This window comes from uncultured Thermanaerothrix sp. (assembly GCF_938028735.1).
Lineage (GTDB): Bacteria > Chloroflexota > Anaerolineae > Anaerolineales > Anaerolineaceae > Thermanaerothrix.
Map to the genome: position 1 here is coordinate 108,828 of NZ_CALIMF010000015.1, position 14,593 is coordinate 123,420.

Sequence of the window (14,593 nt, forward strand, 5' to 3'; positions counted from 1 at the left end):
GGATATCTCGCAGAATATCAGAGAGGAGTGTAGAATGCCATCACGGCCTTCGATAAATGAGATCATTCGTCTTTTCAACCTCAAACCTCTGCCGGCTGAGGGGGGACTGTTTGCGCAAACCTATGTCAGCGACGAGGTCATCCCACCCGAGGGTCTCCCTATACGTTATGGTGGGGTTTCCAAACCGTTTGGTACAGCCATCTTTTATTTTTTGACATCTGACCCCGACTCGTTCTCCGCGCTTCACCGCTTGCCCACAGATGAGATATACCACTTTTACCTTGGAGATCCAGTTGAAATGCTGCTGCTTTACCCAGATGGTTCGAGCCGGAGGGTCATTTTGGGGCAAGATATTATGGCGGGGCAATCTATTCAGTGGATTGTCCCGCGGGGAATTTGGCAGGGATCGCGGCTGTTGCCGGGGGGTGAGTATGCTCTGTTGGGAACAACTATGGCTCCCGGATTTACGCCGGAAGATTATGAGGAAGGCGAGCGCAACCTGCTCCTTGTGCAATATCCCCGTGAAGTAGACCTTATATTGCGCTTGACCCGTTCGATGAGCAATTCTCAGGGATGACGACTTTTTCATGGTTGATGGTAAACACGATCTGAATAGAAGCCCGCAATCTTCGTCGCAAGCACTTTCATTTCCGTCTTGATGCGTTCCTCATCTACGGTTAGCAAAGTACCCTCGTGGAGGACAAGATTACCATCAATGATCACATTCCGAACATCACTGCTTTTGGCTGCGTAGACAAGATGCGAGATCAAGTCGTACTGGGGGACTAGGTGAGCGCTGCTCAGGCTGACGGTGATGGCATCAGCCCGTTTTCCTATCTCTAGACTGCCAATGAGATGATCCAATCCTAGAGCCCTAGCCCCTCCCAGAGTGGCCATGCGCAAGACTTCCGTGGCTGTAACAACCGTGGGATCTTCAGAAATCCCTTTATGAATTAGCGCGGCGGTGCGCATTTCGCCCCACAGGTCCAAGTCGTTATTCGAAGCCGCTCCATCGGTACCCAAGCCGAGGGTAACGCCGTTTTTCAATAGGGCAGGGATTGGGGCGACACCAGATCCGAGCTTAAGGTTAGACTCGGGGCAGTGGATGACGGCCACACCCTTTTGGGAGAGTTGTTCAATCTCATCCTCTTGTAGGTGGACGCAATGCACCAGCACTATTCCGGGATGGAGCATTCCCAAGGACTCTAGGTAACCTATTGGTGTCTTGCCAGTGCGACTAAGCAGAGTTTGGACTTCGGTGCGTGTCTCACTGGCGTGAGTGATTAGTGGAAGGCGGTAATCTAGTGCTAGGCGATGGGCAAGTTTGAGCGACTCTTGTGATACTGTATAGGTGGAGTGTACTTGTACACAGGGATGAATGCGTGAATGCCCCATATGGGTTTCGATAAATCTGCGCACAAGCGTTTCCTTATTCTGAGCATCCGCTTTTCCTACGGTATCAATGAGGCCAATACCATTGACTAGACGTAAACCGGTAATGAATGCGGCTTCATTAGTAGAGTCGGCATGCCAGTACATATCGGCGGCGGTGGTAATTCCAGCACGAATCATTTCGATGAACGCAAGAGTGCTGGCTTTTTGAACATTTTCAGGAGTGGCGAAGCGCATTTCCATGGGCCAGATCTTGTTCAACCAGGGTTCCAAAGGGATATCATCGGCGAAACCCCGGAAAAGGGTCATGGCGGCGTGGGTATGGGCGTTTACCAGACCTGGCATAAGAACTTGATGGCTTCCGTCAATGGTTACTTTGGCCTGATGATGGGCGAATTTTTCCTCAGGCCCTAGATCCACAATAACGTTATTCTTAATCGCCATAGCGCCTGAGGGAATAATAGTGTTTGAAGCATCCAAGGTGAGAATGGTGGCTGACTTGATCAGAATATCATAAGGCTGTTGATTCATGGGTGCCTCGTTGGTATCCCAATAAGAGCAGGGAGTGGAAGACCACTCCCTGCTTCAAGGGGAGGTTTATTTATTCGGTCTCTTCGACGAATTGCTCACGCCCTGACATCATCAAGCTGCCAATAATAATCAAGATGATGAAGGGGAGCACTCCCAGCCACACCCCTACTTGACCTTTTGCTCCAGAGCCAAACTGGAAGAGCGCCTGCCCATAGAGCCCAGTGGAAATGCCAACTCCCACAATCAGGCCCCCCAAGGAGCCAACAATGGCGAGAATGGCGCCCAGCTGGCGGGCAAAACCAGGTGAAACATCTTCTTTGCTCATGATATCGGTCCAGATCAACCCCCATTGCTTAACTCGGGGGTACAAGAGAAGGAGCAAAGGCGGGCCAAGAACTAGCTCGGCAATGGCGTTGTTAAGGGTGATGACGACCGAGAGGAAGGCAAAGGGGATCAGGCCAGCCAGATCCAGGTACCAAGCGATAATGATAGCGCAGGCAGCTGCTGAGACGATCACAATGATGATATAGGCCAGAAGCTTGCGCCAGGAATTGATGGTTTGCGAAACATCGTTTGCTGGTACCAGGCCGAGGGCGCCCCACATTTTGTAAGGCAAAAAGCCGAGGAAAAAGTTACCGAAGAAACCGAAGATGCTTCCCCAGCCCAGAGTGCCTCCAAAGATGTCGCCAATCGTATTACCGATGGCAGAACCCCACGCGCCGGCTGGGCCGAACATCAACCCGAAGATCACGGGAAACACATTAGCCGGGCGAACTTCTGTAATGCCTGGGACAATTGGAATTCCACCTTTGAAGGGGATAAGCACGGCAGCATAGATTGCGGCAGAGAGTGCAGTGAGGATAATCATTCGGGTGTTCTTCCACATTGAAAAAACTTCTCTCATTTTGGGCCTCCTGGCAGCAGATATAGATAGGGAGAGACTAAAGACGGGCAAAGGCTGGATGCAGGGGGTTCGGGAATTAACTACTTTCGATAGGGGGTCCTCCTTTCTGATCGGGTTTGAAGAGCGCTTAGGCGCGTTCTTCCTCGGGGGGATGAAATGTTAATCGGGCAGATTCGCAATCACATGTTGCAAACTCCGAACTTTGCAGGGTTTGCAAAAACAACTTTAGGATGTTTTTCTTTAATGCTCCCAGACCTTCTTCGATAAAAGTAATTTCTTTCCCCGATTCGACTCCGGCTGCCCAATTGATAGAATAAGCCAAGGCTGCGTAGTGAAGGCCCAGTTCGCGTGCCAATGGAGCCTCAGGAACACCGGTCATTCCAACTACATCGCCTCCCAGGATGGAGAACATGCGAATCTCGGCAGCCGTTTCCAGTCGTGGACCGTTTGTGCATACATAGGTGCCCTTGGGCGAAATTTTTAGTCCCATTGCAGTGCCAAGATCAATCAGGCGTTGCCGTAATGCTGGACAGTAGGGGTATGACATCAGGGTATGAGCGAACCCTTCTTTTCCACCGTTGAAAAACGTGTTTTCTCGATTTTGAGTAAAATCAAGAAACTGGTCTACAGCCACTAGACTGCCAGGTGGTAAATGGGCGGAAATGGAACCGACGGCTAGGGTAGCCAGGACATGGGTAACACCCAACTGATGAAGTGCTTTGATGTTGGCACGGTAGTTAATTCGGTGGGGAGGAATGCTATGGGTTGTTCCGTGACGGGGAAGGAAGAAGATATCTTCCCACTCCTTCTCACCTCGGAATAGTGAAACCTCTCCATAGGGCGTCTGAACGAGCTCTGAGCGTAGATGAACGCCCTCTAGAGTGTCAAAACCCGTTCCTCCGATAATGGCTGCACGCATTGGATCATCTTCTCCTTGGGATGGTTAGAAACGGATCAGACCCGGTATGTCGCCAAAGCCACGGATCTTTAAGTACGTGGTGATGATAAACATCACTAACATTAACCCCAACATCCAGTAATCTGCACGCTGCATTTTGATATCCAAGTAAAATGTGCGCTGTTCGCGGGCTCCAAATCCCTTAGCCTCTAAAGCCATTCCAAAAATGTTAGTGTTTCGAATCGTTGAGACAAACACGGGTACGAGCAGAGGAAGGTATTTTTTTATGCGTTCCAAGATATTGCCGCTATCCAAGTCTAATCCACGACTACGCTGGGCCTGAGCAATGATGAACACACTACTTACGATTGTGGGCACCAATCGTAGAGCGGTTGAAATAGCAAATCCTACGCGGTAGGGCAAACCGAGTCGAATCATGCCAATCACAAATTCCTCGTTGCGGGTCGTGCTCATGAAAATCATACCGGCCGTGATCAGGGTGAGCATGATCAGAACACGCCCCAGACTATAAGCCAGCGATTCGACGGTAAAGATCCAGAAAAGTTTGGTTTCCCCGCTAGCAAATAAGTTCCAAAGAATAAGGCCAGAAACCGCCAAAACCAGCATGATATAACGGATGCGGCGTAAATTGATCAATGAATCGGCCAGGATTCCTTGGAGTACAACCAAAGCGGAAATGGGTAAGACCCACAGTGGATTCTGATAGTAAAGCACAATCACAAACGTGACGAGAAGGATGATGATCTTGGTGCGTGGATCCAAACGGTGAAAGAAGGTGTCGCGATCAAGGTAAATCTCGGAGTCCATGGCAAATTTACTCCTGCGAGTTTGTTTCAGTGCAGGCAACCAGTTCGTCAACGGTCAGAAGGGTCTTGCCGAGTCGGTTGGCAAAAGTGACATGCATAGGAGGGCGTAGGTAGGCATCCACCAATTCCTGGTCATGAGAGAACACCTCACGTGTGGTGCCCTGCAAATAGATTTGCCCGTCTTTCATGACGTAAACTCGGTGGGCATATTCGGCCACAACCCACATATGGTGGGTCACAAAGATAATTGTGCTGCCGTTCTCGTTCAGGCGGCGTACCAAGTTCATCATACTGCGTTGTTCGTTGTAATCCAACCCTGTTGTGGGTTCATCCAGGATCAAAATTTCGGGTTTGGCCGCCAAAACCGAGGCCACGGCAACCCGCTGGCGACCGCTTTTGGTGAGACTAAAGGGATCGGCATTTTCATAGCCCGCCAAACCTACGGCATCCAGGGCCTCAGTGACGGCCTGACGAATAGTCTTTTCATCCACTTTACGTAAGCGAAGTGTGAAAGCCACCTCGTCATAAACAGTGTTAGAGAAAATTTGATGGTCAGGATTTTGAAATACGTATCCCACTTTGTGACCAAGTTCAAAAACCCCTTGCTCGCGGGTAGTTCGTCCGTCTACCCAGATTTGCCCATCTGTTGGCATGAGCAACCCGTTGAAATGCTTGACCAAAGTGGTCTTGCCGCTGCCGTTTTGTCCTACGATGGCCACAATTTCACCACGTCGGATCTCAAGATCAATCCCTTTTAGGGCTCTTGTGCCATTGGGATATGCAAATTGCAAGTTTTCGCAACGGATTAGAGGGGCGCCATAATGCTGTTCACGCGCTCGATCTTGTTGTTGTAGGGACAGATAAGTACTATCAGAGAACCGCCATTGTTTTTCTTTGAAGCATCGAATTCCATCGTTGACCGTGAGGGGAATATCCGAGTCAACGCCCATCTGGTGAAAGTACTTAGTTACTCCCAGGGGCATGACCCCATGTTGCTCAAGCAACTCCACATTGCGCAATACTTCATGAGCAGGAGCATAACAAATTAGTTTGCCCTCATCAAGTAGCAAGATTTTTTGGGCCTCCAGGACTTCTTCCGTTTCGTGTTCAACGACCAGCAAAGTCAGGTCATCGCGTTGACGGAGGTGATTAGCAATTTCAAAGACCCCTGCTTTACTGATCGGATCGAGGTCTGTGGTCGGCTCGTCCATGACCAATACTTTGGGGTACATCGCTAAGACGGAAGCAATGGCTAATTTCTGCTTCTGACCACCTGAGAGCGTGGCCGGTGAACGTCGTTTTAAATTTTCCAAACCCACAAATCGAAGTGCTTCATCCACACGTCGGGTAATCTCTTCCCGTGGCACATTGAAGTTCTCCAAACCAAAAGCGACCTCCAGTTCTACGTTGGTAGAAAACAACTGGGCTTCGAAATCTTGGAACACCATGCCTGTGACTTCAGCCATTTCGGCAACACGGGATGCGTGGGTGCTTTTGCCACACACCTGGACTTCTCCCGAGAACTTGCCGCGGAAGAAGTGAGGAACTAAGCCGTTGATGGAAGCAGCCAACGTACTCTTGCCCGCTTCACTAGCCCCCATGATAGCAATGAATTCACTCGGCATGACATCAAGCGAAATGTGTTCAATGGCATTACGCTTTTGTCCGCGGTAGCGATAGGTCAGATCTTTTATTGAAATGATGGGTTGTTCCATGGCGATCCTTCTTATTCCTGTGTGGAATGAGGGTTACTGCTGTTTCGGATTGGAAGCACGCATAATGGCATCCCAGATTAGATACTCATTTTGATTGGCAACCTGTGACATACGCATAGCCGTCAAAACATACAAACCCTGGATTAAAGCATGCTGGGCTACCCGTGAGGCCAGGGTTTCAGGTCGAGACTCATGCGAGACACTCAGCAAGACCACATCAGCCAGTTTGCTGAGCTCGGAAGAAGGATTGCCAGTGATGGCGATGATCTTGCAACCATGGCGGTGCGCTTCCCGGGTGGTATTGATAGGCGGTTGAGAAGCCCCAGTCTGGGAAATCACAACCAGTACATCATTTTCATCCAAAAGGGCCGCTTGCATGAGTTGAAGATAAGCGTCGGTTTCAACCTTGCAGTTGAGATGGAGTCGGCTGAGTCGGTTATGTAATTCATGAGCCATGGGGCTGGAAGTTCCAACTCCCACAATTAGGATAGAACGGGCATTTTGGAGCAATGTCACAGCACGTTCAAGGGCCTCATCGCTCAAGAGATCCAAGGTGTCCTGCATTGCCTGGATGCTACCTAAGAAAACCTTGCGCATTATAGTTAGGGGGGAGTCGTCTTTTTGGATATGATCAAAGATTAAATCGGGTGAATCGAGAAGCGAACGCATCAGGGCAATTTTGAGCTCAAGGTAGCTCTGAAAGCCAAGAGCACGACAAAAGCGTACAACCGTGGCATCGCTAACGTCACTGTGGGCGGCCAGTTCGGCCAGAGTCATTTGCATCACCTTCTGGTGGTTGGCCAGAATAAAATCAGCCACTTTTCTCTCAGAGGGGGAAAGGGAGGGGTAGAAGCCACGAATGTGAGAGAGGGCACTGTGCGTTAGGGGACCGTCTTCTGTCATTGAATAAGGCACACGGATATGAGATAAAAATGGGTTTGCAACTGTAAACGCAACATCGAGATCTTCATACCGCTAATTTCTCTCCACCCCCTGAAGTTAATTTTTATTTTCGGTTGTTGGCGATGAAATGCTACTACATTCTAACAAATTTCAAGCGAGTGGTCAATACCTACATCGTACTTAGACTCCTTATCCCGAGACGGCCGGAGCAGAATCGCCTATCATATGCGAGGGATCCCTATAGTCAATTGTAAGTGTATCCCGCACTTCTGGACTGTCCGGCTATGGTGGCTTTACAATGATTCGAGGGAACCGTTTTCCAAATTGTAATGGTAACAAGGGCAGATTGAGTTGGTAGCCAACAGGGCTGCCCTTAGGCCATAGTATTGGCATGGGTAGTTGACGTTACGGATTGAGCAGGGGAATTTTATATGTGCTTACTAGTAGATATGCCCCATCTGTTTCAACAGATGGGGCATAAAAAGGATACAAGATAGCGGGATCACTTCCCTTTACGGCGGCGACCCTCGGCGTCAGCGGCTTTTAGCGCCATAAGAACCTTCTGAGGAGTGATCTCGCCTAATTCATTATGAATGGTTTCGCCGGGCGCACAAGCCTTTTCAGCAACACGCATCAAATCCTCGTCGCTGACCTCGGCCAGGCCGATTTCAGCAAGAGTGGTGGGAAGGCCTACTGCTTCGCAGAAGGAGTAAACCTCGTTGATGATCGCAGGGCTTTTGCCGGTGAGGTAAAGCGAGGCTAGGGTACCAATGGCAACCTTTTCTCCGTGGTAATACTGGTGAGTGGCTTCCAGGACGGTCAGGCCGTTGTGAATCGCGTGAGCGGCTGCGAGACCACCTGATTCAAAACCCAAGCCACTCAGCAGGGTGTTAGCCTCCACAACTTTTTCAAAAGCTGAGGTAGTCACACCAGCCCGGTTGGCGGTGACAGCCTGAACGCCATAGGTCAATAGGGTTTCGTAGCAGAGACGAGCCAGAGCGTAAGCTGTCATTGAGCCGAGCCGTCCAGTCATATTGGGTGCCTGCTTGATCTGACAGGACTCAGCTTCGAACCAAGTAGCTAAAGCGTCTCCCATGCCGCTAATCAGGAAGCGAGCAGGTGCTTGGACAATGATGTGTGTATCTACCAACACAACATCTGGATTTTTGGGAAGGAAGAGATAACGCTTGAACTGACCTTCCGGGGTATAGATGACGGAAAGTGCGCTACAGGGGGCATCGGTAGAGGCAATGGTGGGAACAATGATTACCGGAATGCTCATGACGTAGGCCACGGCTTTGGCGGTATCCAGTGTTTTTCCACCACCTATCCCGATAACCAATTCTGCACGATTGGCTTTCCCCGTTTGTACTAAACGTTCAATCTCTTCGTCGGAGCATTCGCCCCCAAAGAGTTCGACATGAGGATTAATCTTTTCCTGCAAAGTCGGAAGCAAATCGGGAAGCATTTTCGCATGCACAAAAGGATCTGCCAGTAGCAAGGCCTGAGTTCCAAACCGTGCGCCTTCCTCGCCCAGATACTGTAGGGCGTTATAGCCCTGTACATAGCGCCCTGGGAAAATAGTTGTAGTAATCATGGTACGTACCTCCAATTTGAAATGCTAATTAGTGATAATTTTCACAAATTGGATAATAACACATTGTTCTAATTTTCACAATATTAATGCAGGGTCAAATATCACCTATGTACGAGGAAGATCGTCTTAATCCCTGAGGATTTAGCGACGGACGCCGTAGCGCATTAACAGCAAATAAAGCCCAAAAACGATCATGGTAATGGACCCTGTATTGCTCAATAAGGTGGGGGTTGCGGCGGGATTATCGGCGATATAAAGAGCTAAACCGGCTACACCAAGCACCCCTGCGGGGATCAATGGCCACCAAATGATCCGGTGCATGATCACACGACTGGTCAGGGTGATCAACATCCATCCGAGCGCAAACCAAAGCAGAAATAGTCCGATAGCGGCGGCGATCTGGGTGCTGGAGAGACGTTGTATGAGGGCCGAGAATCCCGGACCAAGGCCGAGGAGCAGTCCACCAGGGATCAGCCAGCCGATAAGATGCTTGCGAATCCCAATGGCAGTGAAAACTGTGCCCATGGCGATGAGCGCCAGGAAAACATAGTCACTCAGCCGGGTAGGAGTGTTGAGGAGGACATAAGCAGCTGCTGCTCCTGGGACGATTGGGATCAAGGCCCATTCAGCGGATTGTGAAAAGAACCAGGGAGTAAGGGTGGCGATGATCAAGCAACTTGCCACAATCCCAATAATGAGAGCGCTCACTATCTTCTGCGGGGGGGAGGAAGCCGGAGGGAGGAGGAAGACAACCAGCCACGCGATGCCAGCGCCTATCAGAAAAATGCCAGTGATCCAAAGAGTAGCTCTGCGGATCCATAGCGCCCAGCCACTAAGTAAGATTCCGGCGACTGGCAACGAAAACAAGCGCAGGTGTCCTGGCCAAAGGTAGGGATCAGCAAGAGCCAGCAAACCTGCAACAATGAGCGTTGACCCAACTGCTGTTTGCCAGGAGGGTAAGGGGGTGATTCGCTTGTTAGGGGTTGACTTGATCTCGGTCATAGGCGAAAGAAAAAATCGAGAGGTGATAACAGTGGGACACATTTTAGGGCAATAATCCCAGTTCCCGCCCTCGGATAACGGCTTGAAGCCGGTCTTTGACGTTCAATTTAGAAAGAATGTTGGAAAGGTGATTCTTGACTGTTCCTTCAGAGATGAAAAGACGTTCCGCAATTTCTTTGTTTGAGATCCCGATGGCTACTAAGCGAAGCACTTCAATTTCGCGCGGAGAGAGAATCTTCTCTGCTTCAGCGGGTCGGGGAGCAGCACGGGGCAAGCGTGAAAATTCCGCCACTACCTTGGCTGTGATGGAAGGTAAGAGAAAATACTCTCCACGCGCAGCAGCGCGGATAGCTTCGAATAGTTTTTCTGAGGAGACGTCCTTGAGTAAATAGCCTATTGCCCCGGCCCGTAGTCCTTCAAAGACGTCCTCGTCGTCGTCAAACGTAGTAAGAACCAGAATACGGCAATCGGGAAGTAGGGTGTGAATGCGTTGGGTGGCTTGAACTCCGTCCAAGATTGGCATGCGCAAGTCCATCAAAATGACCTGAGGACGCAACTGATGAGCCAATCGGATGGCTTCTTCCCCGTTGCTAGCTTCCCCAACCACCTCAAAGTCTGGCCGGGAGTTCAACAATGTCTTCAAGCCTTCACGAAAGAGGGCTTGATCATCCACCAACAAAACCTTTATTTTGCTCATTTCGATTCCACCTGTTTGGGCAGGATCATTTCTATCCTAAAGCCCCTGCCAGGATCGGATTGAATTTCCAGATGACCTTTGAGTTGAGAGACGCGCTCACGCATCCCAAGCAGACCAAACCCGTCGTGGGTTGAACCCGTGCCGCCTATACCGTTATCCTGAATAGTCAGCACAATCTCCGAAGGTGCTTCGAAGTTCAGGTTTACGTCAATCTGAGTGGCATGGGCGTGTTTAAGCGTATTGTTTAAGCCTTCCTGTACTGCGCGTAATATCGTCAGAGCCACCTGAGGTGGAAGAGGTTGAGGGGTGCCCTGGACTTTGAGCGAGGCTTTGACCCCTGCCGCAGAACCAGCTTCCAAAATCCGCTGAAGTTGGGAGATCAGCGGACCTTCAGCAAAAGGTACGCGTAATGCTGCTACGGATTGGCGCACGTCGTGTAAGGCTTGTTGGGTAAGCGATTCAGCCTTGCCAAGTAGAGCAACAGCCTGTTGAGGATCTTGTTTTAGGATAGCCTGAGCGGCGCGGATCTGAATATTGATGGCTGTGAGATGATGGCCCAGGCCATCATGAATCTCACGGGCCAGGCGGTTGCGCTCACGGGTGATGGCCAGCTCTTCGGCCTGAAGAGCGTATTCCCGCAGTTTCTGGTTAGCGATTTCGAGATTTTGAACCAGCTGCTGCACTTCGCGCCGGGCGTTTTCTTCGTTCAGGGCCATTTGGGTGAAAACCAGGATGAAAATCTGGCCAGCCAGGAAGATAGGGGCATTTGCCCATGTGGCTTGCCAACCACCACCAGTAACGCCAGTGAGCAGTGCATAGCCCGCCAGAAGAAGGACGTTAATGATTTGGCGTCCTATACCCTGTAATAGGATGACGCTGTGCCCAACGAGGGGAAGAAGAGCCAGAAAATCAAATCCGCTTTGACCATCTAGAAAAACAAGGCTCATGCCAAGCGGAATCTGTATCAAGAAATACAGGATTCGGTAAGGATAAGCAGAACGGAGCAGCACAGCCTGATAGCCGTAAATTCCAATGGTCAGATAAATCACCCCGATAAGTAAAGTGGCAGCCAAGAGAGGAATAGATATGTCTTGGATGGTGCTCAAAGTGGTAAAGAAAGCTGCCAACACCATGACCGAGAAGGCCAAATGGACGCCACTCCCAGTAAAGATTGAACGTTGCGCTTCTCTCATTATGATTCTTATTATAAATCGTATGTCTTACAGATTTCTGCAATATGCGCAAATTGACAATCCAGATATGACCTTAGCCACATTCCTTTGCTCAAATACATGTTTACACTTCCTTCAGAACGAGAATTTCAATCTCAGGGAGGGAAATCCCTATGAAGACACTCTTGATTTATCCGGAATTTCCTGATACGTTCTGGAGTTTTAAGCACGCTCTGCGCTTTATCGGAAAAAAAGCCTCTTCGCCCCCCTTAGGTTTATTGACCATAGCCGCCATGTTACCTCCGGAATGGCCAAAGCGTCTGGTGGATATGAACGTTGAACCCCTTTGTGATGAGGTCATTGCCTGGGCTGATCTAGTTATGATTTCGGCCATGGTGGTGCAGCGTTCCTCGACCCGCGAAGTGATTCAGCGTTGCAAGGCGGCAGGAAAGCGGGTAGTAGCTGGAGGCCCATTGTTCTCGGCCGAATGGTCGAAATTCCCCGAGGTTGATCACCTCGTTCTGGGAGAGGGCGAGATTACGTTGCCTCGGTTCCTGGATGATCTGGAGCGCAGTGAGCCGCAACCCATCTACCAGGCTCACGAATATGCGGATCTAAAGACGACGCCAGTGCCCCTGTGGTCACTAGCCAAGGTGAATGCTTATGACTCCCTGAGTATCCAATATTCGCGTGGCTGTCCGTATCATTGCGAGTTTTGCAATGTAACAGCGCTTTTTGGTCACCGACCGCGCACTAAAAATGCACAACAGATCATTGCGGAACTGGATGCTATGTATTATGGGGCTGGCTGGCGACGTAATATCTTCTTCGTGGACGATAACTTTATTGGCAATCGACGTCATGTCAAAGAAGAGATTTTGCCGGCTTTAATTAACTGGCGTCAAGGGAAGAAGGGATGTTCCTTTATCACCGAGGCTTCTATTAATCTCGCTGATGACCCAGAATTGATGTCTATGATGCGTGAGGCGGGCTTTGTTTCGATCTTTGTCGGGATAGAGACTCCGGAAGAAAGTAGCTTGATGGAGTCCCATAAGTCCCAGAACATGCGCCGTGACTTATTGGAGAATGTGCGCCGTTTACAACGCTTTGGTTTGCAAGTCATGGGAGGATTTATCGTTGGATTTGACAATGATCCCCCCACGATTTTCCAGCGCCAGATTGAATTTATCCAACGTAGCGGGATTGTCACGGCAATGGTGGGGATGTTGCAAGCTCCATATGGTACCCCCCTGTACGAACGCTTGGCAGCGGAGGGACGATTGTTGGATGGAATGAGCGGCGATAACACGGATGGCAACACCAACATTATCCCTAGAATGGGGCTAAAGACCCTGCGTGAGGGATATCAGCGTATTTTAAGGGAGATTTATAGCCCGCGGGGGTTTTATGAGCGCATAAAGAACTTTCTAGACCACTACGAACCGCCACAGATACGTAGTCCCATTCGCAAGGAAGAGGTTGGGGCTTTCTTTAAGGCGGTGTGGAAACTTGGAATTATGGGTGAAGAACGACGCGAGTTCTGGGCATTGTTAATCCGGACGCTGCTCAAGTACCCGCAGAAATTTGTGCATGCGGTGACTCTGGCAGTTTATGGATTTCACTTTCGCCAGGTGGCGCGAGCAAGCGAAAGGAGCACCACTGGCGGATGAATCTCTTAGACAGACCAGGAGAGCAGTATATCACGGAGGCGGTGCTCCAGAACACTAAAGGAGTAAAACCTAAGACCTAGCCGGTAATTCTGTTCAACCATTTCCTCGGCCAAGCCAGGCTGGGTGAGTACTTGTTGAACCTGTTTAACGGTATCAGCGGTAATAAATCCATCGAACTCAATGGTGCGAAACCCCTTGGGTTTTATGTCAAAGGCATAAATGGAGTAGTTGTTAACAACAATAGGGCGGCGGAAGTATACGGCTTCCAGGAAGGCGTTTCCAAATCCTTCAAATGTAGAAGGGTAAGTCACCAAGTCGGCTTGTGGATAGACATCCCAAAGGGCATAGATCCTGCGCCCGTCGGGTGTTTGTCCGCGTTGTTCGCGAATGATGTCAGATACGAAATTTACTGGTACCTGGAGGGCCTTGGCTAACCACCGAATATGTTGTTCATATTCATGCCCCTCATCCCCGCTGGCGTGTGAAATAATCAGGCGCGCTTTGAGGCCCAACCGATGGATTAACTCAACCGCATGTTCAATTCCCTTGCGCTGTACCACGCGAGTAGGTTGAAGGAAGAAATACTCACCCTCTGCAATTTCCAGATCCTTCTTTAAATATTTCGCATAGCCATTTAAGTCACTAGGAGGCGGTGACTCAAAATCCATCACGTTAGGAATCAAAACCGAGGCAATACCCGTGCGATGAGCTAACTGATGAGCCGCCGATGAATTAATCACAACGTGGCGGATAAACGGAAGGTTGGGAGGAAAGGCTTGATTTAGGTAATCCCATACACAGTTGACCATAAAGCGAGTACGCTCCCAGAAAAAGTCGTGATGATGGGCCAGCGTAGGGATGCCCGTCTCTGCGATGAGTTCACACAGGGCTAAACCTAGGGGAAGGTTGAGAGGAATAGTAAGTGCATTTTCAACTACTAGCGCTTCGATTCCAAATCGCGAGATGAAGCGTTGGAGATGCATTTTCAGATGCTGCTTAAGACGCGAAATTGCCTCTGTGAGCGCAGGTGGGCGAACGCGCTGTCCGAAGGCTATTTCGTTGATCTGAACAATATCTGGATGATGAAAGGATGCCTCTGGAACTAGGTAGGTTACCTCGGGCGGGCGGTTCGACTCGCCAGCAAAATAGAAACACGAATAGCCTAACCTTTCGAGCACAGTGGCCCATTTTTCGCTTTCGAGTGAAACACCATCGGTGCCGGCAAAACGAGTGGAGACAAAACCCAAGTTACGCATGGCTTGAAATACTCGTTGTTTTCAATTGC

At 49.9% G+C, this 14,593-nt stretch carries 13 protein-coding genes; 2 read left to right on the forward strand and 11 right to left on the reverse strand.

Going from position 1 to position 14,593, the window contains the following annotated elements:
• Nucleotides 1–34 precede the first annotated feature (34 nt).
• Nucleotides 35–577, forward strand: coding sequence for a cupin domain-containing protein (locus Q0721_RS09665; RefSeq protein ID WP_299028924.1), 543 nt, complete (start codon nucleotides 35–37; stop codon nucleotides 575–577).
• Nucleotides 578–585: 8 nt separating this feature from the next.
• Here the strand turns inward: Q0721_RS09665 and Q0721_RS09670 are convergent, their stop codons facing one another.
• The 10 genes from Q0721_RS09670 to Q0721_RS09715 all read right to left on the reverse strand — a co-directional run bounded on the left by Q0721_RS09670 (nucleotide 586) and on the right by Q0721_RS09715 (nucleotide 11,659).
• Nucleotides 586–1,923 carry an amidohydrolase family protein gene (locus tag Q0721_RS09670; protein WP_299028929.1) on the reverse strand — a complete coding sequence of 446 codons (1,338 nt, stop codon included), beginning with the start codon at nucleotides 1,921–1,923 and terminating at the stop codon, nucleotides 586–588.
• Nucleotides 1,924–1,993: 70 nt separating this feature from the next.
• A complete protein-coding gene (locus tag Q0721_RS09675; protein WP_299028932.1) occupies nucleotides 1,994–2,827 on the reverse strand; it encodes a QueT transporter family protein in 834 nt (277 codons plus the stop codon).
• A gap of 127 nt (nucleotides 2,828–2,954) precedes the next feature.
• Nucleotides 2,955–3,746, reverse strand: coding sequence for an S-methyl-5'-thioinosine phosphorylase (locus tag Q0721_RS09680; RefSeq protein ID WP_299028935.1), 792 nt, complete (start codon nucleotides 3,744–3,746; stop codon nucleotides 2,955–2,957).
• Between the two features lie 24 nt (nucleotides 3,747–3,770).
• A complete protein-coding gene (locus Q0721_RS09685; protein WP_299028939.1) occupies nucleotides 3,771–4,553 on the reverse strand; it encodes an energy-coupling factor transporter transmembrane component T in 783 nt (260 codons plus the stop codon).
• Between the two features lie 7 nt (nucleotides 4,554–4,560).
• Nucleotides 4,561–6,267 (reverse strand): energy-coupling factor transporter ATPase, encoded by a 1,707-nt coding sequence (locus tag Q0721_RS09690; protein ID WP_299028942.1) that lies wholly within the window; start codon nucleotides 6,265–6,267, stop codon nucleotides 4,561–4,563.
• Between the two features lie 33 nt (nucleotides 6,268–6,300).
• Entirely contained in the window at nucleotides 6,301–7,170 is an 870-nt protein-coding gene (locus Q0721_RS09695; RefSeq protein WP_299028945.1) for a MurR/RpiR family transcriptional regulator, read from the reverse strand.
• Between the two features lie 502 nt (nucleotides 7,171–7,672).
• Nucleotides 7,673–8,767: a glycerol dehydrogenase gene (locus Q0721_RS09700; RefSeq protein ID WP_299028948.1), complete on the reverse strand. Its 1,095-nt coding sequence runs from the start codon at nucleotides 8,765–8,767 to the stop codon at nucleotides 7,673–7,675.
• Nucleotides 8,768–8,908: 141 nt separating this feature from the next.
• Complete coding sequence (locus Q0721_RS09705) at nucleotides 8,909–9,769, reverse strand: hypothetical protein (protein WP_299028951.1); 861 nt, start codon at nucleotides 9,767–9,769, stop codon at nucleotides 8,909–8,911.
• Nucleotides 9,770–9,812: 43 nt separating this feature from the next.
• Complete coding sequence (locus Q0721_RS09710) at nucleotides 9,813–10,466, reverse strand: response regulator transcription factor (protein ID WP_299028954.1); 654 nt, start codon at nucleotides 10,464–10,466, stop codon at nucleotides 9,813–9,815.
• Nucleotides 10,463–11,659, reverse strand: a complete 1,197-nt coding sequence (locus tag Q0721_RS09715; RefSeq protein ID WP_299028957.1) for a sensor histidine kinase — start codon at nucleotides 11,657–11,659, stop codon at nucleotides 10,463–10,465. The genes Q0721_RS09710 and Q0721_RS09715 overlap by 4 nt, the downstream gene beginning before the upstream one ends.
• Before the next feature lie 152 nt (nucleotides 11,660–11,811).
• On the opposite strand from Q0721_RS09715, the gene Q0721_RS09720 reads away from it, so the two are divergent.
• On the forward strand, nucleotides 11,812–13,308 hold the full coding sequence (locus Q0721_RS09720; RefSeq protein WP_299028960.1) for a B12-binding domain-containing radical SAM protein: 1,497 nt from the start codon (nucleotides 11,812–11,814) through the stop codon (nucleotides 13,306–13,308).
• A gap of 5 nt (nucleotides 13,309–13,313) precedes the next feature.
• Here Q0721_RS09720 and Q0721_RS09725 read toward each other — a convergent pair whose 3' ends face one another.
• Nucleotides 13,314–14,564: a glycosyltransferase family 4 protein gene (locus Q0721_RS09725; RefSeq protein WP_299028963.1), complete on the reverse strand. Its 1,251-nt coding sequence runs from the start codon at nucleotides 14,562–14,564 to the stop codon at nucleotides 13,314–13,316.
• Nucleotides 14,565–14,593: the final 29 nt, after the last annotated feature.